The following is a 24900-nucleotide window of genomic DNA, read 5'->3' on the forward strand; positions in this document are numbered from 1 at the left end:
GTTCTTACATCTCCAGTCCATTTTGTGCTGCATTGTTTTATCCACAAAGAAATTTATGAATCAAGCCTCATTTAGCGTACAAATCAATAGCAATGGAACCCCGGAAGAAGCGATGCCTACGGTAAGCTACGCTAATCCTACCATTCACTCTACGGCTGCCGATGCAACACGAGATGCCGCCGCTATTACCACCTTAATCGCAGCATTTCATCATCACCATCCTGCTGTTAGAAGTGCGGCTGTAGATGAATTAATCAAATTGGGAAGCATCACAGTGAATTTGTTAATTGCTGCTTATGATGATTCTCAAGATCAAGGTTTTCAAGCCCAAATCATTCAAGTTTTAGCTCAAATTGGTGATGCAAAGGCGCTAAACTTATTAGCCGAGGTAGTGGGGACAAGTGTAGCTAATCACTGTCAAGGTAATGTCCGCCGCATTGCTGCAAGAGGGTTAGGCAAAATCGCCAGCACCACCAGCAATCCAGAAATTATCAATAATGCCCAAGAAAAGTTAATCTGGGCATTACTTACCCCCGAAGATTGGGGTCTACGTTATGCTGCTGCGGTCTCTTTACAAGAAATTGCCACGCCAAAAGCTAAAGCTGCTTTACAACAAGCGATCGCCCAAGAAACTGATCCCGTTGTTCGCACACGTATGGCGATCGCTTTGAGTGAGGAAGCAAGGGAGAGGAACTGAGAGATTTCCCCAATCCTTAGATCCCTGAAAATGTTGCGAAAGATTAATTTTACGTTTATTCACAAAAACCATCCTGTGGAAAAAAATGGCGTAAAACAGCAATAGATTGTTATCACTAGGTTTTTGCAACTCTTAAAAAATAATTAAGACACCAATATTTTGCCTAAAATCACTGATTTATGAAGTTGTGTTACGAAAGAATAGCCTTTTTCTCAGTTCTAGCCCTTGTATGTAAAGCATTTGAGGGGGTTCTTATTCATGCAACTTATTTATTCACAATTTGTAACAAAATAAGGATCTATAGCATTGTATAAACATAAGCTGGAGGGGTTAAACGACAGACAAAAGTTAAACGAGGCAATCGATTCACAAAGTTTGCCAGCTTCTCATAAAATCACCCCAGTTTCTCATTTTTCTCATTCATGGAAGTGGCAAGAAATTTTGAGACTACCTGAGAAGCAGTTTGATCCCTGGTCTGTTGACAACCGTTTCCAAGAAATAAAACATAGCCAGTTTTAATTCAGACATCTCTCAAACCAGAATTAGGAGATTAAAGTCCATGACATTAGACGTATTTACCAAGGTGGTTTCTCAAGCTGACTCCAGAGGCGAGTTCCTGAGCAACGAACAACTAGACGCATTGGCAAACGTTGTTAAAGAAGGCAACAAGCGCTTGGATGTTGTTAACCGCATCACCAGCAACGCTTCTGCAATCGTTACCAACGCTGCTCGTGCCTTGTTTGAAGAACAACCCCAGTTGATTGCTCCTGGTGGTAACGCTTACACCAACCGTCGCATGGCTGCTTGTCTACGCGACATGGAAATCATCTTGCGTTACGTCACCTACGCTATCCTCGCTGGCGATGCTAGTGTTCTAGACGATCGCTGCTTGAACGGCTTGCGCGAAACATACCAAGCTTTGGGAACTCCTGGTTCTTCCGTAGCTGTTGGCGTTCAAAAAATGAAAGATGCTGCTGTTGGCATCGCTAACGACCCCAACGGTATCACCAAAGGTGATTGCAGCCAATTGATCTCTGAAGTTGCTAGCTACTTTGATCGCGCTGCTGCTGCTGTTGGTTAATTTTAACTGACAAGTCCAGCACCTACTGAAACCTAATTATTTTAGGTAACAGGTAAAAACTACGAAATTACTAAGGAGAATTTTACATCATGGTTAAAACCCCCATTACCGAAGCAATCGCAGCTGCTGATACCCAAGGTCGCTTCTTAGGCAACACCGAATTACAATCAGCTCGTGGTCGTTATGAGCGCGCTGCTGCTAGCTTAGAAGCTGCTCGTGGTTTGACTTCCAACGCTCAACGCTTGATCGATGGTGCAACCCAAGCTGTTTACCAAAAATTCCCCTACACCACCCAAACTCCTGGCCCTCAGTTCGCTGCTGACAGCCGTGGTAAATCCAAGTGCGCTCGTGACGTTGGTCACTACCTACGCATCATCACCTATAGCTTAGTTGCTGGTGGTACTGGCCCCTTGGATGAATACCTAATTGCTGGTTTGGCTGAAATCAACAGCACCTTTGACCTATCTCCTAGCTGGTATGTTGAAGCTCTGAAGCACATCAAAGCTAATCATGGTTTGAGCGGTCAAGCTGCTAACGAAGCTAACACCTACATCGACTACGCTATCAACGCTCTCAGCTAGATAGCTTCCTGCCCGGAAAGGGGTGCAAGTGCTGGATGTAGTCATCACCTAGCAGTTGAATCTCGTTCCGGGCATAGTTTTATCTAGGAATAGCTGTCGGTAGTTATAATCGGCAAAAACAATAGGGGAAACTTAAAATGGCAATTACAGCAGCAGCATCTAGGCTGGGAACAGAGCCTTTTAGCGACGCACCTAAAGTAGAATTACGCCCCAAAGCTAGCAGAGAAGAAGTAGAGTTAGTAATTCGCGCCGTCTATCGGCACGTTTTGGGCAATGATTACATACTGGCATCAGAGCGCCTTGTAAGTGCAGAGTCTCTATTGAGAGATGGCAATCTGACAGTACGTGAATTTGTGCGTAGCGTTGCTAAATCAGAACTCTACAAAAAGAAATTTTTCTACAACAGCTTCCAAACTCGGCTAATCGAACTTAACTACAAACACCTGTTGGGTCGCGCGCCTTATGATGAGTCAGAAGTTGTTTACCACTTGGACTTGTACCAAAACAAAGGTTACGATGCCGAAATAGACTCCTACATAGATTCATGGGAGTATCAAAGCAACTTCGGTGATAACGTCGTTCCTTACTACCGTGGTTTTGAGACTCAAGTAGGACAGAAAACCGCAGGTTTTAACCGGATTTTCCGTTTATACCGTGGTTATGCTAACAGTGATCGCGCTCAAGTAGAAGGTACTAGGTCTCGATTAGCGCAGGAATTAGCTAGCAACAAAGCTTCTACAATCGTGGGGCCATCTGGAAGTAATGATAGTTGGGGTTTCCGGGCTTCAGCAGATGTAGCTCCCAAGAGAAACTTGGGTAATGCCGTAGGTGAAGGCGATCGCGTATATCGACTAGAAGTTACCGGAATCCGTAGTCCTGGCTACCCCAGTGTACGACGGAGTAGCACGGTATTCATAGTACCTTACGAGCGACTCTCTGACAAGATCCAGCAAGTTCACAAGCAAGGTGGCAAAATCGTTAGCGTCACCTCTGCGTAAGATAAGCGGATTTTGTCAGTGGTCGGTGGTCATTAGTTAGTAGTCAGGATTCAAACAACTGACAACTAGCAACTGACAACTAACACGCGACAGCGCTATAAAACTTACAACAATAGGAGATAGAGAAGTAATGTTCGGTCAAACCACACTTGGGGCTGGTAGCGTTTCTTCTTCTGCTAGTCGAGTATTTCGCTACGAAGTCGTAGGCTTGCGGCAAAGCTCAGAAACAGACAAAAACAAATACAATATCCGCAATAGCGGTAGTGTGTTTATCACAGTGCCATACAGCCGGATGAACGAAGAATACCAACGGATTACCCGTTTGGGTGGCAAAATCGTCAAGATTGAGCAATTGGTTTCCACAGAGGCATAACAGCGCCCTGGTAATGATAGAACCCAGTGTGGAAGAATTTCCCGCAGACAACGGGCCACAGCTAACACCAGAACTAGCCATAGCTAATCTGCAATCATCAGACTTAAGTCTCCGCTATTATGCTGCTTGGTGGATAGGCAAGTATCGGGTGAAGGAAGGTGCTGCTGTTGATGGTTTAATTGCAGCCTTAGAGGATGAAGCCGATAGAACTGAACTTGGTGGTTATCCTTTGCGGCGCAATGCAGCCAGGGCATTAGGGAAATTGGGCGATCGTAAAGCCGTACCAGGCTTAATTAAGTGCTTGGATTGTCCTGACTTTTACGTGCGTGAAGCAGCAGCCCAATCTCTGGAAATGCTCAAAGATAAAGCAGCAGCACCAGCACTCATCAAATTACTGGATGGGGGAGTCGCACAGGCCGTGCAAGTAACAGGGCGACCTCATCTAGTCCAACCCTACGAAGCAGTATTAGAAGCGTTAGGAGCTATTGGTGCTACTGATGCCATTCCTCTGATTCAGCCATTTCTAAAGCATCCAGTCTCACGAGTGCAGTGCGCCGCAGCTAGAGCAATGTATCAACTGACACAAGAACCAGTATATGGAGAGCTGCTGGTAAAAGTGTTAGAAGGTAATGACCTCAACCTACGACGAGTTGCTTTGGGAGATTTGGGTGCAATTGGATACTTGGCAGCAGCAGAAGCGATCGCCAACGCCAAAGCCGAAAACAGCTTCAAACTCATAGCCCTCAAAGGATTGCTAGAACATCAGATGTCAGCAGAGTCAAACGCCCTCTCAATATCTGATCAAGCTATCCGGGTCATGAAGCTCATGGATTCATTGTTGTAGTCAATAGTCCGTAGTCCATAGTCCGTAGTCCATAGTAGTTGACTATTGACCATTGACTATTGACTGTTGACTATTAACTATTAAACGTTGACTAATGACTGATGAACTAATTAATGGCGTTGCTCTGGCGGATACACCAGAGAAACTGGTAAAAGCAGTACAGGAATTGGCACTAGCCAAAGATGTAGCTGCAATTCCCACTTTAATAGCTGTGTTTGGTTATAACAACCCAACGGCAGCAGCAATCGCCTCTACTGCCTTGGTGCAGATGGGAGAAGTAGCAGTCCCCCATTTACTCACTCAAATAGATGACTATAACTATGGCGCACGGGCTTATTCGATTCGCACACTCGCGGCGATCGCTGATCCCCGTGCTTTAGATGTATTAATCGATGCTGCTGCTACAGACTTTGCTCCTAGTGTCCGCCGGGCTGCGGCTAAAGGATTAGGGAACTTACATTGGCACAAGCTAGATTTTCCCGACAACCAAACAGCACCCAAAAAAGCCTTGGAAACACTGCTGTTTATTTCTCAAGATGCAGAATGGTCGATTCGCTATGCAGCGATCGTCGGTCTGCAAGGTTTAGTAAACATACCCGATTTACAACAGCCCATCCATACTAGACTCAAAGAAATGCTGGTAACTGATACCGAAAAGGCAGTCCGCGCCCGCATTCTATTGGCTCAAAGTCAATAGTTGAATTGAGTTTCATAAGAAAAGGTGAAAGTAAAAATGTCAATACCTCTGCTGGAATATGCACCTTCTTCACAAAACCAACGTGTAGAAGGTTACGAAGTACCAAACGAAGATACCCCAACTATTTATCGGTTAGCTGCGGCGATCGATGATGCCGATGTTGATGCCATTATTTGGGCAGCATATCGGCAAATTTTCAGCGAACACCTGATTATTAAAAGCAATCGTCAATCCTTCTTAGAATCTCAACTACGGAACCGGGCAATCAACGTCCGTGATTTTATCCGGGGATTGGGCAAATCAGAAGTTTACCGCACCCAGGTAGCAGAACTCAACTCCAACTACCGTTTAGTTGACATCACCTTAAAGCGGTTTTTGGGACGTGCAGCTTATAACCAAGATGAAGAAATCGCTTGGTCAATTGTCATTGGCACTCAGGGTTTACATGGTTTTATTGATGCTCTGTTAGACAGCGACGAGTATAGAGAAAACTTCGGTGATGACATCGTACCCTACCAACGCCGACGCTATAAAGACAGACCCTTTAACCTAGTTAACCCCCGGTATAACGCATATTGGCGCGATCGCCAAACCCTCACCGCCCTGGGAGGACGTTCCTTCTACAACGCCCGTACTTCTGGCACTTTAACAAAAGACGATATTCGTCGCGCCATTCCCGCCAACTTCATGGCATTGGCAGGTAAAATCCTCACCCCAGAACGGAACTACCAGCGCACCATCGCTTCCGTCACCTCCCAAATTAAAGATATAAAAATTCCTGACACCAGCCGCGAAGTAACAACCCCCGAAGTCACCGTTAAACCAGTGGCCGTAGCTTTGCCATATCGTTATATCCCTGGTAACAAGACCACTTGAAGCGATAACTGTACAGACGCGATTCATCGCATTTCTAACAATTGTACAGACGCGATTCATCGCGTCTCCAACAACTGACAACTAAACCAAACTATGTCAATCCCATTACTTGAATACAAACCCAGTTCTCAAAACCAGCGTGTTCCTGGGTACGAAGTTCCTAACGAAGATACCCCCAGAATCTACCGCATCGAAGATGCCGCCTACGATAGCGAACTCAAAGAAATCATTTGGGCTACTTATCGGCAAGTATTTAGCGAACACGTCATTTTGAAATTCTTCCGCCAGGGCAACCTAGAATCCCAACTGAAAAATCGGGCAATCAGCGTCCGCGACTTCGTTCGGGGTCTAGCAAAATCAGAGGCTTTCAAGACTTTAGTCATCAAGAGTAACTCTAATTACCGCCTTGTAGAATTAGCACTGAAACGCCTTTTGGGTCGTGCGCCTTATAATAAGGATGAAGAAATTGCATGGTCAATCAAGATAGCAACCAATGGTTGGGATGGCTTTGTTGATGCGCTGCTAGATTCGGAAGAATATCAGAGCAACTTCGGTGAGAACATAGTCCCCTACCAACGGCGACGCTACAAAGATAGACCCTTCAATCTAGTCACCCCACGCTACGGCAACTACTGGCGCGATAAGTTGGAAAGTGAGCGCTACATAGAAGGTGATATTAAGAATTTCTTGGAATTAGCTAAATCCATAGAAATTAAGACCGTCACCTTTACACCAGTCAGCACTGCCAATATTAACATTCCCGATACAACTCGGAACACCACACCAACAGGGATTCCCATCTCCGTAAATCCTAGCGCCAATTTCCCCGTGCGGTAAGTTGCCGACCTACTTCTTTAAAACCGGAGATTTTCACAATGGCATTACCTTTATTGGAATACAAACCCACAACTCAAAATCAACGAGTTCAGAGTTTTGGGACGGCGGATGTCAATGAGGACACCCCTTATATCTACCGTCTAGAAGATGCCAACTCTCCCAGTGAAATTGAAGAACTGATTTGGGCTGCCTATCGCCAAGTCTTTAACGAACAAGAGATTCTCAAGTTCAACAGACAAATCGGCTTAGAAACCCAACTCAAAAATCGGTCAATCACAGTTAAGGATTTTATTCGGGGTTTAGCCAAGTCAGAGCGCTTTTATCAGCTAGTTGTTACACCCAACAACAACTATCGGCTGGTGGAAATGAGTCTCAAGCGGCTATTGGGACGCTCTCCCTATAACGAAGAAGAAAAAATTGCTTGGTCAATTCAAATTGCCAGCAAAGGTTGGGGAGGATTTGTTGATGCACTGATTGATAGTACAGAGTATGAACAAGCCTTCGGTGATAATGCCGTACCCTACCAACGCAAACGGTTGACTACAGACCGACCATTCAGCTTTACACCCCGTTATGGTGCAGATTACCGCGATCGCGCTGGTATTGTTAGACCAGGACGTATGAGTAACTGGAATAACAGCGCCAACCAAAATTATGATGGAATGGCAATATTAGGCGTATTGCTAGCCATCAGTACCGGACTGACTTTTCTATTCGTCCTAAATTGGTTGGGAATCAGTTCTAGCTTCTGAACCTAATGCGGGAAAATAAGTAAAGCATGAAGGAGGATTTTGAGAAATCAAGCCTCTTTCAGTTAATAAAGCTAGCTGTTTAACTTTTTAATAAGGGGAATAACTCAGCATGGCATTGCCATTACTCCAATACAAACCAAGCTCTCAAAATCACCGGGTTGCCAGCTTTGGTGCGGCTGACCAAAATGAAGATACACCATACATCTATCGTATAGAAGATGTCAGCTCATACACTGATATTCAAAACATCATTTGGGCTTCCTATCGCCAAGTCTTCAGCGAACATGAAATCCTCAAATTCAACCGCCAAAAAACTCTGGAATCCCAGGTGAAGAACGGTTCTATTTCCGTCAGAGATTTCATTCGTGGTTTAGCTAAGTCTGAAGCTTTTTACCGTTTAGTAGTCTCAGTTAACAACAACTACCGCCTAGTTGACATCACTCTCAAGCGCCTGTTGGGTCGTTCTTCCTACAATAAAGACGAGCAAATTGCTTGGTCTATTGTTATCGGAACCAAAGGTTTTAGCGGTTTTGTTGATGCACTCATCGACAGTGAAGAGTACACCAAGAACTTTGGCGAAAACATCGTACCTTACCAACGCAAACGGATGGAAGGTCGCCCCTACAACTTGGTAACACCACGCTACGGCGAAGACTTCCAAGAAAAAGCAGGCACAGTTCAAACCGACTGGCGCTTTACCTTGGACAAATTCTACAGCCGCAAGTCCCAAGAAAAACAACTACGGGAAGGCGACCCTCGGAAGTTTGCAGATTTAGCAGCTTCAGTTGGTAACCAAGGTAACTACGCACAAAGAATCTCTGCTTTTGATATCGATTATCTAAATGCAGTGCCAAACCGTACCAGACGCTAAGATTTAAAATCTGAGTGTTGATAATTTGATACTGGGTCTAGTTTTTGCGTTGATGTGACGAAAAGTTAGCAATTTTTCTGTTAGCTAGGCGTGACATTGGGTGGAGGCTAGACTCAGTTGTTTTTAGGGGTTTAGGGGTGCGTAAGTTCTGGCTTCTTTTACTATATTTTTTGACCACTGACGAAAAAAGTTAAATTTTCGTACCAAACACCTTGCTCTGTCGCTTTCGCTTCAATTTCTCGACAATATTCTGCTTGCAACTTTTCCATCTGTGCTGATGACAGATTCAATAAAGGATTTTCTCTAGGGTGGAACCATCCGCCATTCCATCTTTTAGCTTGCTCTAGGCTGCGGTAGAAACCAAGTTGCTGAGTTTTCACCTCAATATTTTCAAAACTAGCCGCCTGCATGAGATGATGACACTTTTCGATAGTACCTGTTGGTTCATTGATATTAACGAGTAAAATATCATTTTCTGCACAAGCTTTAATCAGAGTTGGCGCTTCGCATGACTCTTGAGAACAGCAAGAAAATCCTACTATTCCACCTTTTTTGAGAAACCGATACCACTTACCTAAAGCAGCCGGAATATCTTGGAAATAGACGATCGCGGTAGAACAAAGAATGACATCAAAACTTTCATCTTCAAAGTTGATGTATTCGGCATCTGCTTTTATTAATTCGATATTTTGCCACCCTAGTGTTTTAATCTTCTGTTCCGCTTGAGCCAGCATTCCTGAAGAAAAATCTACGCCAATTACCTTGCCAGTAGAACCAACAATTTCAGCAGCAGCGATCGCAATAATACCCGTCCCCGTCGCCAAATCCAATACTTTCTGCCCAGTTTTTAAGGGAATCAGTTCTAATAAAGGCAAAGCGCGACGGATTGTATAGTCGTTGTCATAACTGGTTCTACTGTCGAAAAAGTTGATTACGTCAATCTTATATTTTTGCTCGTATTCTCTGTTATCCATAAATCTAATACTAGTTCTCTATGAAGTTGCACCCAATAAATGATGTAGAGACGTTGCATGGAATGTCTCTACTCATTAAATGTTTAATTTCTGCTTGTAAATTAGCTCTAGCAGATTCTTCAGCAAGTTCATACATCAAAGGTGTGAAATATATACGCTGTCTTTGCAAAAATTTTTCTAAAACTCGTGTCCGTCCTTGAACATAATCAGTTTCTGACACCCAAGCATATTCTTGACGGATGGCGTGAGCATATTCTTGATAATCTACTGGGTTAGTCGCCAAAATTGCCAAATCGGCATCTAATAAAACCTGACTATCAATATCATCAGCTTGGTGATGCTTGGTGCTGAGAATGAGGCGCTTCACTTTGGTTATGCAACTGAGGGGAATGCCTAAACTCTGGAGTGCTTCACCAGCATAGTCAGAGCTTTTTTCTTCATTATCTTGGGCTTGAGTATCATAAATTACATCATGGAACCAAGCCGCAAGTTCCACCCTAGCCAAGTCTTGAGCGTAAGTTCCTAAAGTTTGGATCGTCTGGAGAACACAACTAATATGCTTTAGCGTGTGGTAATGGCGATGAGGGGAAGAATAAGCTTGAATTAAGTGCGTAAATACCTGGGTGGCAGATGTTTTGTCCACTGAGAAATGTTGCAGTGTTTGTTGCCATTGGTAATATAGAAAATTTTCTGCTGTCTGCATCAGAGCAATTTCCATCATCATTGTCCTACTTAAATAACTGTAGGACTTTTGCAAATTGCAATTTTAAATCGCTTATGGGTGGTGACAATAAAATTGACGAGTCACAATAGAAAACACGGACTTTACATATAGGAATCCGATTTGATTATTGAAAATATCTAAGTATCTGTAGGGTGGGCAATGACTACCACAACCATGATACGGTGGGCATTGACTGTCCTACCTACATTTCAGAAATCAAATACTGATCCTATATAAAGTCTTAAATTAACTCAGGAGTTCCTATCAGTGGTATTACAAGTACAAACCAGCACCTACGAAGCAAAAACTCAAGAAATTGCTAGACAATTATTAGGAGCAACTCAAGAAAATCGCTCGTTTTTTGCTTCTTTACGTGATCAAATGCGTTGGGATGATAAATTACTGGCTTGGGCGATGAGTAATCCCGGTTTACGGGTGCAATTATTTCGGTTTATTGATACTTTACCCGCATTGCATAGTAAAGCGGAAATTGCTGCACATTTACAAGAATATTTAGGGGATGAATCTGTTGAACTTCCTGCCGCTTTAAAGGGAATGCTCAATTTTGCCAACCCTGACTCTGTGCCGGGACAAGTGGCTGCAACTACCGTCTCTACAGCAGTTGAGACTTTAGCTCATAAATATATTTCTGGGGAAAATATTAAACAAGTCATCAAGACAGTTGAACGACTACGAAAAGAAAAAATGGCCTTCACCATTGACTTACTTGGTGAGGCGGTAATTACAGAAACAGAGGCACAATCTTATCTAGAAAGGTATCTAGAATTAATTAGCCAATTAACAGAAGCATCGAAGAATTGGGGAACTGTTGGGGCTATTGATGAAGCAGATGGCGAACAGCTAGCAAAAGTCCAGGTTTCTGTGAAGTTAACGGCGTTTTATTCCCAATTTGACCCATTAGATGCTAAAGGTAGTGAGGAGAAAGTTAGCGATCGCATTCGCATTTTATTACGTCGTGCTAAGGAGTTAGGGGCGGCTATCCATTTTGATATGGAACAGTATGCTTATAAAAACTTAACTTTAAATATTTTGCAAAAAATCTTATTAGAAGATGAGTTTCGTCAACGTACAGATATTGGCATCACAATTCAAGCATACCTAAGAGATAGTGAGCAAGATGCCAGAAATGCGATCGCTTGGTTGAAACAGCGCGGTTATCCTTTAACTATTCGCTTGGTAAAAGGGGCTTATTGGGATCAGGAAACTATTAAAGCGGCGCAAAAGCATTGGCCACAGCCTGTTTTTAATGATAAGGCGGCGACAGATGCCAATTTTGAGGCGATAACTCAGTTATTGCTGGAAAATAACCAGTATGTTTATTCTGCCATTGGTAGTCATAATGTGCGATCGCAAGCTTTGGCTATAGCGATTGCGGAAACTTTGCAGGTTCCCCGGCGGCGGTTTGAGATGCAGGTGCTGTACGGGATGGGGGATAAGTTAGCGAAGGCTTTGGTTGATCGGGGTTATCGGGTGCGGGTTTATTGTCCTTATGGTGATTTGTTACCGGGGATGGCTTACCTGATTCGGCGGTTGTTGGAGAATACGGCGAATAGTTCTTTTTTACGGCAAAATTTGGAGAATCGGCCTGTAGAGGAATTATTGGCGGCTCCAGATATTAATTTGGCTCACGCAAAGGCGCAGAGAAGCAAAGAGGAGAAGGGTTCTTTTGGGGCGACGGATACGGATTTCGCGGTGGAGGAGGAGAGAAAGGAGGCGGCGCGGGCTTTTGCGGAGGTGCGTGGGGCGTTGGGGCGGAGTTATTTACCTCTGATTAATGGGGAGTATGTGCAGACGGCGGAGGTGATTGATTCTGTTAATCCTTCTAATTTTGGTGAGGTGATTGGGAAGGTTGGGTTGATTAGTGTGGAACAGGCGGAACAGGCGATGCAGGCGGCGAAGGCGGCGTTTCCAGGTTGGCGGCGGACTCCGGTGAAGGAACGGGCGGCGATTTTGCGACGGGCTGGTGATTTGTTGGAGGAGCGTCGGGCGGAACTTTCGGCTTGGATAGTTTTGGAGGTGGGTAAGCCTGTTAAGGAAGCAGATGCAGAGGTTTCGGAGGCGATCGATTTTTGTCGCTATTACGCTGATGAGATGGAACGGCTGTATCAGGGTATAAATTATGATGTGGCTGGGGAAACAAATCGTTATATTTACCAGCCACGGGGTATTGTGGTGGTGATTTCTCCTTGGAATTTTCCTTTGGCGATAGCCTGTGGCATGACTGTTGCTGCTTTGGTTACAGGCAATTGCACTCTGCTGAAGCCGGCGGAAACTTCTTCTGTGATTACTGCCAAATTAACGGAGATTTTGCTAGAAGCCGGTATACCTAAAGGTGTATTTCAATACGTCCCCGGTAAGGGTTCTCAAGTCGGGGCTTATTTGGTAAGTCATCCTGATACTCATCTGATTGCTTTTACAGGTTCTCAGGAAGTTGGTTGTCGGATTTATGCTGAAGCAGCTACCCTAAAACCCCAACAAAGGCACATGAAGCGGGTAATTGCGGAAATGGGCGGGAAGAATGCCATCATTGTGGATGAAAGTGCTGATTTAGACCAAGCCGTTATCGGGGTGGTACAGTCAGCTTTTGGTTACAGTGGGCAAAAATGTTCTGCTTGTTCGCGGGTGATAGTAGTAGAAGCCATTTATGATGCTTTTATCCATCGGTTGGTGGAGGCGACAAAATCTTTAAATATTGGTGAGGCGGAGTTACCAAGTACTCAAGTCGGCCCGGTGATTGATGCCAATGCCCGCGATCGCATCCGCGAGTATATTGAGAAAGGTAAGGCAGAATCTCAGGTGGCGTTGGAGTTAAGCGCACCCAACCACGGCTATTTTGTTGGGCCTGTCATTTTTGGGGAAGTTCCACCTCATGGCACAATAGCCCAGCAAGAGATTTTTGGCCCTGTGTTGGCGGTAATCAAAGCCAAAGATTTTGCCCAAGCCTTAGCCATTGCCAATGATACCGACTACGCCTTGACTGGCGGGCTTTATTCCCGCACACCTTCCCATATTCAACAAGCCCAGGAAGAGTTTGAAGTGGGTAACTTATATATCAACCGTAACATTACAGGGGCGATCGTTGCGAGACAACCCTTTGGCGGTTTCAAACTTTCTGGTGTTGGTTCCAAAGCCGGCGGCCCTGACTATCTCTTGCAATTCCTAGAACCACGGACAATTACAGAAAACATTCAGCGCCAAGGTTTTGCACCAATTGAAGGAGCAGAATAAGCTATAAAAATAGGTGGGGCAAATGCCCTACCTGTGTTTATTTATAAATAAATTTGTGATGTCAGATGTCATAATTAAAATTGCTCAATTGCCTGAAGAATTTCCGGTAGTTGCAACAATTAGGAAAATCGTGTTTCAGGAAGAACAAGGAGTAGATGCTGCTTTAGAGTTTGACGGTAAAGACGATATTTGTGAGCATTTAATCGCTTACTTGGATGATCAAGCTGTAGGTACTGCCAGACTGAGATATTTAGATGATAAGACTGTCAAAATAGAAAGATTGGCTGTTTTATCTATAGCTAGAGGGCAGGGAATCGGTCAGAAAATTATGGAGAAAGCATTAGAATTTATCGCTCATAAAAACATTACTGAAGCTGTAGTCCATGCCCAGACATATATCAAATCTTTGTACCAAAAATTAAATTTTACCGAAGTAGGAGAAATATTTATAGAAGCTAGTATTCCCCACATAGAAATGAGAAAGAAAATCTAATCTTACAAGTGTTTAAATCATTGGTATGGGTTTTGACTGAAAATCAAGAATACCAACTCCTCAATTTATATTTCTTGATCTGGCAGAAATAAAGTGAATTGACTCCCCACACCCACAGTAGATGTTACCGTCACATCACCACCGTGCAACCGTGCTAATTTCCGAGTCAAAGCTAAACCTAAGCCAGTGCCTTCATACTGACGATTTAACCGACTATCTAGTTGTTTAAATGGTTCAAATAAAAGTGGAAATTGATTTGAATCAATGCCAATGCCTGTATCCGAGATGATAAAATTAATCCCTTCAGGCACTCTTTTGACAGTCAAAGATACTTCACCTACCGAAGTGAATTTAATTGCATTCGTGAGTAGATTAAGGAGCATTTGCTTAATCCGGCGGTCATCAGCTATGCAAATACTAGCCTCTGGATCAATTTCTTGAGTAAGTTTTAAGCCTTTGGAGATAGCGCGATCGCGTACTGTTAATAAAACATCGTTACACACATCTATTACTAGCAAAGGAATCAGGAATAACTCCTCTTTACCTGCTTCCACCTTTGATAAATCTAAAATATCATTAATCAGCGCCAGCAGGTGTTCGCCACTGCTATAAATACAACTTATATATTCTTGTTGTTTTTCATTGAGAGAGCCGACTATTTCTTGTTGTAATAACTGTGACAATCCCATAATTGCGTTAAGCGGTGTCCGTAGTTCATGACTCATCGTTGCTAAAAATTCACTTTTGGCACGGCTACCAGCTTCGGCTGCGGCTTGGGAAGCACGCAGTTTCATTTCTGTTTGTTTCCGGTCAGTAATATCATCAATAATTGCTAAAAAATATTCTGGTTCACCGTAAGAACCCGGAATTACAGAAACAGACAACCTAGTCCACACTAACCTACCATCTCGATGCAAAAAAGCTCTTTCGATTTCCAGGTGCGGCTTTTCGTGGTGTTGTTGAGCATCTATACAAATTTCGGTCATAAGTTGCTTGTAACGTTCTACATCTCCCCTTTGCTGGGAAATATAATCTGTAAAACGTTTACCACATAATTCTTCTCGTTGATATCCCAACATTTGGCACAAAGCAGGGTTCGCATCCACTATCTGAGCTTTCATATCAACAAGTCCAATACCAATAGAGGAAAGTTCAAAAATGGCTCGGAATTGTGCTTCGCTCTTTCGTAGTGCTTCTTGAGCAATATTACGCTCTCTTGTCTCCATCGCTAAAGAGACAAAATCAGCGATTGAGCCTGCAAAATTTTCTTCATCTACAGTCCACTGGCGTAATTCACCACAGTGTTCATGAAAAACTACTCCTACTAAACGACCACCTACCCAAATGGGGGCATCAAGCAAAGATACAACTCCAGCGACAGATAGATAAGTTGCGGATAACTCCTGAGTTCTTTTATCGTTAATGGCATCATATACAGCAATGCTGCGCTCTTCTTCCAATGTTTGGAAGTAAATGGGATAACTCTCCTTTAATAGAGACTGGCCAGAACTATGAATTTGCTGGCTGACATCATATAAATCAATACACTCAATGGCTGAACCATCTTGGTTGTATAACCACACGCTAACTCGTGCAACTAAAAGTGTCTGAGCGGCAGCTTCTGTGATTTCTTGTAACACAGCATTGAGAGGCCCTTGCTGGAATGTTTTGCTTCTTGCCAATTGCACTAGGGTCTGATTTTGTTTGCGGCGCACGCTTTCTGTGATTCGCATACCCTCTTGATTTGCCTGGCTTGCTGTAATATCTTTAACCACTACCACCTGCATGTGTTGTTCCTGGAAAGAAATCACTTTGCCTTGCAGTTCTTTAAATAAAATAGAACTGTTTTTGTAGATACAATTACGAGATAAGGTTTTACATATCTGGAAAATCTTTTTTTCTTAAAGGTGATAATTTCTAAGATAAAAAATTGAACAAGATTTTGTAACATCTGTTCCGCAATTTCATCATTTATAACTATAATCGCCACAATGGTAGTAAGCGATCATACTGAAGTAAAAAGTTTAAAGTTTTTATAACTTGATCATAATAAATTTAACATAAGTAAATTTATTACTAAGGTAGCTAGGGCCATTCCAACCAGTATGTGATGCTTGCGATGTCACTATTTTGGTTTTCGCCAAATAATCTCCCCTGAAGAAAGATACCCCAGAAGTAGAAGTCTGTAACAATTGAATTAAGAACACAGATGCTGTTGTAGAGGTGTCTAATGGAAAATAGTAGTGTGAGAATTGTATCTCTGATTCCTAGTGCAACAGAGATTTTAGCAAACTTGGGTTTGAGTGATGCTATTGTTGGGCGATCGCATGAATGTGATTATCCCCCAGAAATCCAAAATCGTCCAACTTGTACGCAAGCACGGTTGAATAGTGATGCTTCCAGCAGCGAGATTCATCATGAAGTGAATAATGTACTGCAATCTGCGCTGAGTATTTATCAGGTAAAATTAGACGTTTTGGAGCAATTAAAGCCTACCCATATTTTGACCCAAGACCAGTGTGATGTCTGTGCAGTCAGCCTCAAAGATGTAGAAGAAGCGGTTAAAGAACTTACCCAAAGTTCTCCCCAAATCATTTCCTTGCAACCTAATCTGCTTGAGGATGTATGGCAGGATATTGAGCGCGTAGCTCATATCTTTGGTGTAGACTCAGTAAAAATACTAGATAATTTAGAAGCCCGTGTCAAAATTTGCCAACAAAAAATTCAAGGGCTTTCTCTAGAAGAAGTACCGACTGTGGCTTGTATTGAGTGGACAGACCCACTGATGGCCGCAGCAAATTGGATTCCTGAATTAGTCAACTTAGCTGGGGGACAAACACTATTTTCCCTTATAGGTCAGCCGTCCCCACATTTGGAATGGGAAAATCTTTTAATTAGTAATCCAGATATTATAATTTTCATGCCTTGTGGCTTTAACTTACAACGAACTCGTCAAGAAGCCCAACTATTCACTCAAAACCCAGAATGGACAAAACTGCACGCCAGCCAAACTGGTAGAGTTTACATCACTGATGGTAATTCCTATTTCAACCGTCCAGGCCCCCGACTGGTAGATTCTCTAGAGATATTGTCAGAGATTTTACACCCAGAAATTTTTGATTATGGTTACAAGGGTACTGCTTGGGAACCTTTATAAAGAAGCTGCTTGATTTAGCCATTCAATCAGCATTTTTAAGCTATGAGGTAATACTGCTTCATTAACAATTATTGTATGGGTTTTACCATTATCTTCTAAAGTTATCTGATACTGAAAGCGATCGCCTGCGGTGGGGTTTAGCCCATAGTTAACAGTGGGTGGAACACCATCACCTTGAAGTGTTGGTAGTTGAAATAAACCTGCTGCTGTCACCAGTCGGGATAGTTCCTCAGCCTGCTGCGGCGGTAGTTGGCTGGTATCAATATTAATTTTCTTACTAATCCCCGTAAATCCGCCTGTGCGTTCCAGTAATACCCGCATTTAAATCAGACCGGAAGATGATATTTTCACCTCCCAGTTTAACAAAAATGAGTCATTCACTCAGGCATAATTATTGGGTAAATATGGGATGACGAATGACGTCGGCGTTAGATTAATTGCAGGCTATGACGATTTAACTCAAAACTCCCACCTGTTTCCAAGCATTCTGTACAGCTTTATGTTCTAGACTACCGTCGCCATAGAGTTCGCTAGCAACTTGGATAGTGACATCAGCAGCCTTTGTAAAATCAGCTTTAGCACGTAAGCGATCGCGCAAAGCAATATACCAAATTTTACCTGCTTTCTCCCAAGCATAGCCACCAATCTCTACTGCTGCTAGATAAAAAGCTCGATTGGGAATCCCTGAATTGATATGTACCCCTCCATTATCAGCCCAGCCTGTATATTGGTCTTTTACATGACCTGGTTGGGGGTCTTTTCCTAAAACAGGATCATCATAAGCTGTCCCCGGCTCTTTCATGGAACGGACACCTACACCCTTGACGTTGGGCATTAATAAAGCATCACCAATCAGCCAATCAGCTTCTTCCGCTTTCTGATTTTTTACCCTTTGTTTGACCAAAGCACCAAACACATCAGAAAAAGATTCATTCAAAGCCCCTGGTTCGCCGTAATATATCAGTCCTGCCTCGTGTTGAGTTATACCATGAGTTAGTTCATGGGCAATAACATCAATTGACTTGGTAAAGCGATCGAATAATTCACCATCACCATCGCCATAAACCATCTGGTCGCCATTCCAAAAGGCGTTTTCATATTTAACACCAAAATGGATTGTAGAATCTAAACGTAATCCTTTGTCGTCAATAGAATTGCGCTCAAATATTTCGTAGAACAGGTCATAAGTAGCTCCAGCCCCATCATAAGCTTCATTTACTGCCACATCGCTACTAGGGGGATCACCTTCAACACGTACTATTTTTCCTGGCAATTGTTCACTGTTTTGAGCATCGTAAATAGTACGACTTTTTTCCCCAGGAGAAGGAGATAGAAAGACGTTGCCAACGATGTTTCTCCGTCCGCGTAATTGGGCTGAAACATTTAATGTTTGAAAAGCCCAATTCCTTTGCAGTGGCGTACCATTAAGGGCAATATTTTCTAATATATGCGGTGGAATGACACAGCAAATAGGACATCTAGTATTGACTGTATGATTACATTCCAACCTAGATGATTTATTTTTATTTCTAGCCATCTAATCTAGTCTCCTGAAGGAATTCAGCATTAAAAAAGGAGAGGAAATAAGGTAGATGGCCATTCCCTGGTTAATAGTTTGATGAACCGTTTCTAATCTTCATTTTCCAATATCTTGCTAAAAAGTAAACAGTACTTCTAAAGAGCGATCGCAGGTAGAATATTCTGTGGAAATACATATATTTCTAGTTTCTTAATAGTTAATCAACTAAGAAATAAAGCATATTATGTATTCACACCAGATATTTTTTAGGCATGGCAAAGCTTAGAGTTAATCTGCCATAGCAATAAGGCATGATTTACCATCAAGAATGATATATGGGAATCCGATTTGATTTCTGTTGGCGTAGCCTGCGCTTACGCATAAAATTCTCAGTATCTATAGGGTGGGCCTTGCCCACCAAAACCATGAGTAACTGTAGGGTGCGTCAGCCCCAATAATTTTGTACACATTAGAGTATTTTCTGCATCTGACGCACCCTACTATTGTGCTAGTTGCGTAAGTCCTGTATTTATGTATTTTTCATTGCCAAAATCTTCTGTGCTACTGAGTCAGAAACAGGCATCACCGATAATCTATTTCCTTGTTTTACCACCATTAACTCCTCTGAACTAAAATTTTCTTTTAGAGTTGTTAATGAGATGGAATCAGAAAATTTTTCTACAAATTCTACTAATACTGTTTGCCAACGTGGGGTTTCTGGAGTTGATTTTGGGTCGTAGTATTCACTGCTGGAATCAAACTGAGTAGGGTCGGCAATATATGTTTTGACTACACGCATTAACCCGGCAATACCCGGAGGATTGGTGTTGGAATGATAGAAAAAAACTATGTCTCCTGGTTGCATTTGTCGCATAAAATTGCGAGCTTGATAATTACGGACACCATCCCAAATAGTCTGATGATCTTTTTGTAGATGAGTAATGCCATAAACTTCTGGCTCTGATTTCATTAACCAATAATTCATCGAGTTGATATTTTTAAAATAAAGGGTAAATTTAAACTTTATTGTGTAGTGTGTGCGAGTTTTTATCTGATATTTTGTCTTAGTGAGATTTTTCTAGGCAGGGAAGATGCAAGGGTTTGGAAAAGGTTGTAATAGCAATTCTCTATGCAGTTGCACCGAATAAATGATGTAGAGACGTTGCGTGCAACGTCTCTACAGTACAGAATAAAGTGCATCTATGGCTACGCCAGGCAAGCTACATCAAGAAACGGCACTACACCCAGTCTCAATAGACAAACTGGGTACGTAAGTCCTACCTTATTCAATGTCTAAACTACTGCTGTTGTTGCTTTCAAAGCAAAAATTTTCTCAATCACATCTTCCACTACTTTATCTGGTGTAGAAGCTCCAGAAGTAACACCCACAACAATTTTTCCTGCTGGTAACCAGTTTTCTGTTGTTACTAATTCTCCATTTAATTGCCGATGTTCGATGGAATTTACCGATTTAATTCGCTCCACAACATCAATGTGATAAGAAGGCAGTCCACGTTCTTGAGATATTTGTTGCAATTGGGTGGTATTAGATGAATTAAAACCGCCAATGACAATCATTAAATCTAAATTTTCCTGTACTAATTCCAGCATTGCATCTTGACGTTCTTGGGTAGCGTCACAGATGGTATTAAAACTTTGAAAATGCTGATTTAATTCTACAGGCCCATATTTTTGTAACATGGTATGCTCAAACAGTTTACCAATTTGCTCAGTTTCGCCTTTGAGCATAGTTGTTTGGTTAGCAATACCGACTCGTTCTAAATCTTTATCAGGGTCAAATCCTGCGGAACAAGCTTTGGCAAATTTTTGTAAGAATTCTTCTCGGTTGCGACCATGAAGAATGTAATCAGCGACATATTGGGCTTCTTTTAAATTTAAGACGATTAAATATTTGCCAGCAAAAGAACTAGTAGCAATAGTCTCTTCGTGCTTATATTTGCCATGAATAATTGAGGTGTGATCGCCTTTTTTGTGCTTTTCTACTGTATTCCAAACTTTTGAGACCCAAGGGCAAGTAGTGTCAACAATTTTGCAACCTTTTTCGCTGAGTAGCTGCATTTCTTGAACACTAGCGCCAAAGGCGGGGAGGATAACCACATCATTATTGCCAACAACGGAAAAGTCCTTGTTACCAGCCTCCACAGGGATAAATCCTACCTGCATCTCCTGCATTCGTTGATTCACAGAGGGATTGTGAATAATTTCATTGGTAATCCAAATACGTTCTGTGGGGAAATGCTTGCGAGTTTCGTAAGCCATAGCTACAGCACGTTCCACACCCCAGCAAAAACCAAAAGCTTGGGCTAGTCGGATAGTGACATCGCCTCTTTGCAGAGTGTAATTGCGATCGCGTATTTCTTGAATTAAGCTACTCTGATACTCAGACTGCAATTGGGTAGCTACTTCTGCCTGATGACCGAAACCCTTACGGTTGTAATTTTCAGAATGTTGTAGTGTACGCTTAAAAGTTTTTGTATCCATTGTTGTATTTTTTAATATCTTCTCTTTCTGATTCTCTCGCGCCAAGAGGCCTTTTAGTTGCAGAAATCCTCAGTTTAACCATAAAAAATTATAAAAGCAGGCAGTCCTGATGAAAAAATTTCACAGTCATAGATGAAAAATATCTTCCCCCTATACCCCCACACCCTTACACCCCTATACCCTCTTTCAAGTCAGGAAAAAGGAACTCAACTCCTGAGATATGTGACACCCAATTGACATGAGGTGACGATACACGCTACATCATGAGTCACACATGAAAATTTCAAAGATGAAAAATTCCTTGAACTACCGACTTCATCAGTATGTGGAGGAGAGAAAATGGATGTCAGCTTGATCGTGTCAAACATACTGAATCCGCCAGTACTCTTCTTCTTTCTGGGAATGCTTGCTGTTTTTGTCAAGTCGGATCTGGAAATTCCTGCGCCTATACCTAAAGCCTTATCGCTTTATTTGCTATTCGCCATAGGTTTTAAAGGAGGAGTAGAACTAATTAAGAGTGGGGTGACTCAGGAAGTGGTTTTCACGCTTCTAGCGGCGATGTTAATGGCCTGCTTTGTTCCCATTTACACGTTCTTTATTTTAAAACTGAAACTGGATACTTACGATGCGGCGGCGATCGCCGCTACTTATGGCTCGATCAGTGCTGTTACCTTCATCACCGCCAGCACCTTTTTAAGTGAGTTGGGCATTACTTTTGATGGTTACATGGTAGCAGCCCTGGCCCTGATGGAATCTCCAGCCATTATTGTTGGTCTGATATTGGTCAACCTCTTCACCGTTGATGAAAAGCGAGAATTTGCCTGGTCAGAGGTTTTACAAGAGGCATTTTTGAATAGTTCCGTCTTTTTGTTAGTCGGTAGCCTCTTCATTGGTTTCTTAACAGGAGAACATGGTTGGCAAGTCTTAGAACCCTTTACACAAGGCCTATTTTACGGCGCTCTCACCTTCTTTCTCTTAGATATGGGATTAGTGGCAGCCAAAAGAATTAAAGACTTGCAAAAAACCGGATTTTTCCTGATTTTATTTGCCATACTAATTCCAATACTCAATGCCGGCATTGGCTTACTAATTGCCAAATTCATTGGTATGCCGGAGGGCGATTCCCTATTATTTGCTGTGTTGTCTGCTAGTGCTTCTTATATCGCCGTCCCAGCAGCTATGCGGTTAACTGTTCCAGAAGCTAACCCCAGCCTGTATGTTTCTACCGCTCTGGCCGTGACATTTCCGTTCAATATCATTGTGGGCATTCCATTATACCAGTACGGAATTAACCTATTTTGGAGGTAATAATATGCAGCTAGTGAAAAAGATAGAAATTATTGCTAATGCCTTTGAATTGAGCAAAATCTTAGAAAGTTTAGACAAATCTGGAGTATATGGTCATGCAGTTATCCGTAATGTTGCGGGTAAGGGATTACGGGGAACAACAGAAGATTTAGATATGACAATGCTCGATAACGTTTATATCATTGCGTTTTGTCAGCCAGAGTATATCAAACCAGTAGCAGAAAATATCAAACCCCTGCTCAATAAATTTGGCGGTACTTGTTATATCTCCGATGTGATGGAAATTCGCTCTGTAAAATGTGTTGCTTCCCTATAAAAGCAATTCGCCATCAATATTGGCTTTCCTTTAGCTGAACAATCGCTGCCATGTAAGTTTTTTTCCATGACTATCCCAATGCCAGCGCAATAAATTCCCAGGTTGACCCGGTGTCATTCCTGGCAAACCAATTGCCTTTCTGGGGGCATCAGTAGCAAGTAACAGCGCAGTTTCCACATCGCAAATTTCCCAATTCGCTAAGTTTTCTACCCCTACCAATAAAGGTAAGGTTGTGCCTGATAATGTACCATCTGGTAGCCGTGCAGTACCCCCTTGAACTTCTATTTGCCGACTGTCCCAAGGATACACTCCATCCGTTAGCCCCAAAGGAGCGAGGGCATCACTAACGAGAAATATCCCTTGACTGGCACGGAGAAGGATTTGCAACATGATGGGTGAAACGTGCTGGCCATCGGCAATAAAACCACACATGACATGAGGATTAGTTATAGCTGCCCCTAAGAGTCCCGGTTCGCGGTGATGTAAGGGAGGCATGGCATTAAAGGCATGAGTTACCATTGTTGCACCCAATGCAAAAGCATTTTGGGCTTGGTTAGCTGTTGCCAGAGAATGTCCTAAACTGACGGTGATTCCCAAAGAACGTAAATATGGGATGACTTCCCCAGTAGTATCTAACTCCGGTGCTAGGGTGATGACTTTAACAATATGGGCATAATCTCCCAAAACCCGTTGGACTTCTTCTATGGTCAGAGGTAGTAAATACTCGGCTGGATGAGCGCCCCGCTTTTGATAGTTTAAGAAGGGGCCTTCTAAATGTACGCCTAAAATTTGGGAACCAGGTTTTGTGGTAGAGATAAAATCAGCAATAACAGCAAGCGATCGCTGGATATTTTCCACTGAAGTTGTTACCAGTGTAGGTAAAAATCCATCTACTCCCACATCCCATAAAAATTGGCAAATTTTTTCTAATAAATAGGCATTCTCAGCCGCCAAATCAGGAAACGCCAAGCCCAAAGCACCATTAATTTGCAAATCAACGCCACCCAAAGAAATCCAATCTCCAGCCACATCTATAATTTGTAACTCTGGTGACGCAACCCTGTTAAATCCAGCCCTCATCGGTGATATTTGTTCAATTATGCCTCCCTGATTCACCACAAGCATCTGCAAATCTTGGTAGCCAGGAACTCTAGCATTAATAATATCTGTAGGTTTGTGTATGGTAGTTGGTAATTGGTAATCGGTAATTGTTAATTGGTAATTGTTCATAAGTTACCCCTCTTTCGTCTCCCCTATCCCCTCATTCGTTGAATAGTAACTCTATGTGAGATGATAATTGCACCCACAGCTTTATTGTGGGTAAAAATTTTGAATTTTGAATTTTGAATTTTGAATTATTATGGCTCCCTTAGTTGGCATTATTATGGGTAGCGATTCAGATTTGCCCACGATGAAAGAGGCGATCGCTATTTGTGAGGAATTTGGTGTAGAAAATGAAGTGGCGATCGTTTCTGCCCATCGCACCCCAGAACGTATGGTGGAATATGCCCAAACAGCCCACCATCGGGGTATCAAGGTGATTATTGCTGGTGCAGGCGGTGCAGCCCATCTTCCCGGCATGGTAGCATCTTTAACTCCTCTACCAGTAATTGGTGTGCCAGTCGCTACCAGAAACTTACAAGGTGTGGATTCTTTATATTCAATTGTACAGATGCCTGGGGGTATTCCTGTGGCTACGGTGGCGATCGGTAACGCCAAAAATGCCGGACTATTGGCTGTGCAAATCCTCGCTACTCAACAGCCAGAATTATTAACTAAAGTCCAAGCATACCGTCAAAACCTATCTGACTCAGTAATGACAAAGCAAGCAAAGTTAGAACAACTAGGTTACAAGCAGTATTTGCAACAGGAGATGCTTGGAAAATAAGGAGTGGGAAGTATGGAGAGATGAGTAATGAACTTTTTCCCTCTCTCCCTTATGTTTCAGTAACACCAAAATTTTTGTATGTCTCGGATTTATTAACAGAAACTAATCTTTTTTATTTAAACTTAATAATTTGCTATATAACTAGCCCTGATTATGGTGAATT

25 protein-coding genes are annotated in these 24900 nt (G+C 42.5%); 17 read left to right on the plus strand and 8 right to left on the minus strand.

Annotation, left to right across the window (positions count from 1 at the left end):
* Positions 1 to 55: 55 nt before the first annotated feature.
* The 11 genes from GSQ19_RS20380 to cpcG4 all read left to right on the plus strand — a co-directional run bounded on the left by GSQ19_RS20380 (position 56) and on the right by cpcG4 (position 8607).
* A complete protein-coding gene (locus GSQ19_RS20380) occupies positions 56 to 697 on the plus strand; it encodes a HEAT repeat domain-containing protein (protein ID WP_011319676.1) in 642 nt (213 codons plus the stop codon).
* A 559-nt stretch (positions 698 to 1256) separates the two neighbouring features.
* A complete protein-coding gene (cpcB, locus tag GSQ19_RS20385) occupies positions 1257 to 1778 on the plus strand; it encodes a C-phycocyanin subunit beta (protein WP_010994704.1) in 522 nt (173 codons plus the stop codon).
* Positions 1779 to 1867: 89 nt separating this feature from the next.
* Positions 1868 to 2359, plus strand: coding sequence for a C-phycocyanin subunit alpha (cpcA, locus tag GSQ19_RS20390; protein WP_010994705.1), 492 nt, complete (start codon positions 1868 to 1870; stop codon positions 2357 to 2359).
* Between the two features lie 137 nt (positions 2360 to 2496).
* Positions 2497 to 3357, plus strand: coding sequence for a phycobilisome linker polypeptide (locus GSQ19_RS20395; protein ID WP_011319677.1), 861 nt, complete (start codon positions 2497 to 2499; stop codon positions 3355 to 3357).
* Between the two features lie 130 nt (positions 3358 to 3487).
* A complete protein-coding gene (gene cpcD, locus GSQ19_RS20400) occupies positions 3488 to 3730 on the plus strand; it encodes a rod-capping linker protein CpcD (protein ID WP_011319678.1) in 243 nt (80 codons plus the stop codon).
* Between the two features lie 13 nt (positions 3731 to 3743).
* Positions 3744 to 4574 (plus strand): C-phycocyanin alpha-cysteine-84 phycocyanobilin lyase subunit CpcE, encoded by an 831-nt coding sequence (gene cpcE / locus GSQ19_RS20405; RefSeq protein ID WP_011319679.1) that lies wholly within the window; start codon positions 3744 to 3746, stop codon positions 4572 to 4574.
* Positions 4575 to 4668: 94 nt separating this feature from the next.
* The gene (gene cpcF, locus GSQ19_RS20410) at positions 4669 to 5271 is read left to right on the plus strand and encodes a C-phycocyanin alpha-cysteine-84 phycocyanobilin lyase subunit CpcF (protein WP_011319680.1); all 603 of its coding nucleotides are present in this window, start codon (positions 4669 to 4671) and stop codon (positions 5269 to 5271) included.
* 36 nt (positions 5272 to 5307) lie between these two features.
* Entirely contained in the window at positions 5308 to 6147 is an 840-nt protein-coding gene (gene cpcG1, locus GSQ19_RS20415) for a phycobilisome rod-core linker protein CpcG1 (RefSeq protein ID WP_011319681.1), read from the plus strand.
* A 93-nt stretch (positions 6148 to 6240) separates the two neighbouring features.
* Positions 6241 to 6984, plus strand: coding sequence for a phycobilisome rod-core linker protein CpcG2 (cpcG2, locus tag GSQ19_RS20420; RefSeq protein ID WP_011319682.1), 744 nt, complete (start codon positions 6241 to 6243; stop codon positions 6982 to 6984).
* A gap of 38 nt (positions 6985 to 7022) precedes the next feature.
* A complete protein-coding gene (cpcG3, locus tag GSQ19_RS20425) occupies positions 7023 to 7736 on the plus strand; it encodes a phycobilisome rod-core linker protein CpcG3 (RefSeq protein ID WP_011319683.1) in 714 nt (237 codons plus the stop codon).
* Positions 7737 to 7845: 109 nt separating this feature from the next.
* Positions 7846 to 8607, plus strand: coding sequence for a phycobilisome rod-core linker protein CpcG4 (gene cpcG4 / locus GSQ19_RS20430; protein ID WP_011319684.1), 762 nt, complete (start codon positions 7846 to 7848; stop codon positions 8605 to 8607).
* A gap of 161 nt (positions 8608 to 8768) precedes the next feature.
* Here cpcG4 and GSQ19_RS20435 read toward each other — a convergent pair whose 3' ends face one another.
* Together GSQ19_RS20435 and GSQ19_RS20440 are read right to left on the minus strand one after the other, a co-directional pair.
* Positions 8769 to 9581, minus strand: a complete 813-nt coding sequence (locus GSQ19_RS20435) for a class I SAM-dependent methyltransferase (protein WP_011319685.1) — start codon at positions 9579 to 9581, stop codon at positions 8769 to 8771.
* A gap of 10 nt (positions 9582 to 9591) precedes the next feature.
* A complete protein-coding gene (locus GSQ19_RS20440) occupies positions 9592 to 10302 on the minus strand; it encodes an HD domain-containing protein (RefSeq protein WP_011319686.1) in 711 nt (236 codons plus the stop codon).
* A 270-nt stretch (positions 10303 to 10572) separates the two neighbouring features.
* Here GSQ19_RS20440 and pruA point away from each other — a divergent pair, with 270 nt between their 5' ends.
* On the plus strand, positions 10573 to 13554 hold the full coding sequence (pruA, locus tag GSQ19_RS20445; protein ID WP_011319687.1) for an L-glutamate gamma-semialdehyde dehydrogenase: 2982 nt from the start codon (positions 10573 to 10575) through the stop codon (positions 13552 to 13554).
* A gap of 58 nt (positions 13555 to 13612) precedes the next feature.
* Positions 13613 to 14047 (plus strand): GNAT family N-acetyltransferase, encoded by a 435-nt coding sequence (locus GSQ19_RS20450; protein WP_041456835.1) that lies wholly within the window; start codon positions 13613 to 13615, stop codon positions 14045 to 14047.
* Between the two features lie 65 nt (positions 14048 to 14112).
* Here the strand turns inward: GSQ19_RS20450 and GSQ19_RS20455 are convergent, their stop codons facing one another.
* Positions 14113 to 15834, minus strand: a complete 1722-nt coding sequence (locus GSQ19_RS20455) for an ATP-binding protein (RefSeq protein ID WP_011319689.1) — start codon at positions 15832 to 15834, stop codon at positions 14113 to 14115.
* A 443-nt stretch (positions 15835 to 16277) separates the two neighbouring features.
* Between GSQ19_RS20455 and GSQ19_RS20460 the strand changes: the two genes are divergently transcribed.
* Positions 16278 to 17204, plus strand: coding sequence for a cobalamin-binding protein (locus tag GSQ19_RS20460; RefSeq protein WP_011319690.1), 927 nt, complete (start codon positions 16278 to 16280; stop codon positions 17202 to 17204).
* Here GSQ19_RS20460 and GSQ19_RS20465 read toward each other — a convergent pair.
* The 4 genes from GSQ19_RS20465 to GSQ19_RS20480 all read right to left on the minus strand — a co-directional run bounded on the left by GSQ19_RS20465 (position 17199) and on the right by GSQ19_RS20480 (position 21225).
* Positions 17199 to 17525, minus strand: coding sequence for a protealysin inhibitor emfourin (locus tag GSQ19_RS20465; RefSeq protein ID WP_011319691.1), 327 nt, complete (start codon positions 17523 to 17525; stop codon positions 17199 to 17201). The genes GSQ19_RS20460 and GSQ19_RS20465 overlap by 6 nt on opposite strands.
* A gap of 133 nt (positions 17526 to 17658) precedes the next feature.
* Positions 17659 to 18741, minus strand: coding sequence for a M4 family metallopeptidase (locus GSQ19_RS20470; protein ID WP_011319692.1), 1083 nt, complete (start codon positions 18739 to 18741; stop codon positions 17659 to 17661).
* 511 nt (positions 18742 to 19252) lie between these two features.
* On the minus strand, positions 19253 to 19708 hold the full coding sequence (locus tag GSQ19_RS20475; RefSeq protein ID WP_011319693.1) for an EVE domain-containing protein: 456 nt from the start codon (positions 19706 to 19708) through the stop codon (positions 19253 to 19255).
* 308 nt (positions 19709 to 20016) lie between these two features.
* Positions 20017 to 21225 (minus strand): 4-hydroxy-3-methylbut-2-enyl diphosphate reductase, encoded by a 1209-nt coding sequence (locus GSQ19_RS20480; RefSeq protein ID WP_011319694.1) that lies wholly within the window; start codon positions 21223 to 21225, stop codon positions 20017 to 20019.
* A gap of 339 nt (positions 21226 to 21564) precedes the next feature.
* Between GSQ19_RS20480 and GSQ19_RS20485 the strand changes: the two genes are divergently transcribed.
* Positions 21565 to 22533, plus strand: coding sequence for a sodium-dependent bicarbonate transport family permease (locus GSQ19_RS20485; protein WP_011319695.1), 969 nt, complete (start codon positions 21565 to 21567; stop codon positions 22531 to 22533).
* 4 nt (positions 22534 to 22537) lie between these two features.
* Entirely contained in the window at positions 22538 to 22849 is a 312-nt protein-coding gene (locus GSQ19_RS20490; RefSeq protein WP_011319696.1) for a P-II family nitrogen regulator, read from the plus strand.
* A 30-nt stretch (positions 22850 to 22879) separates the two neighbouring features.
* Here the strand turns inward: GSQ19_RS20490 and nagA are convergent, their stop codons facing one another.
* A complete protein-coding gene (gene nagA / locus GSQ19_RS20495) occupies positions 22880 to 24079 on the minus strand; it encodes an N-acetylglucosamine-6-phosphate deacetylase (protein WP_011319697.1) in 1200 nt (399 codons plus the stop codon).
* Between the two features lie 130 nt (positions 24080 to 24209).
* Here nagA and purE point away from each other — a divergent pair, with 130 nt between their 5' ends.
* Positions 24210 to 24737, plus strand: coding sequence for a 5-(carboxyamino)imidazole ribonucleotide mutase (purE, locus tag GSQ19_RS20500; protein ID WP_011319698.1), 528 nt, complete (start codon positions 24210 to 24212; stop codon positions 24735 to 24737).
* Positions 24738 to 24900 lie beyond the last annotated feature (163 nt).

The organism is Trichormus variabilis 0441, assembly GCF_009856605.1.
Classification (GTDB): Bacteria; Cyanobacteriota; Cyanobacteriia; order Cyanobacteriales; family Nostocaceae; genus Trichormus; species Trichormus variabilis.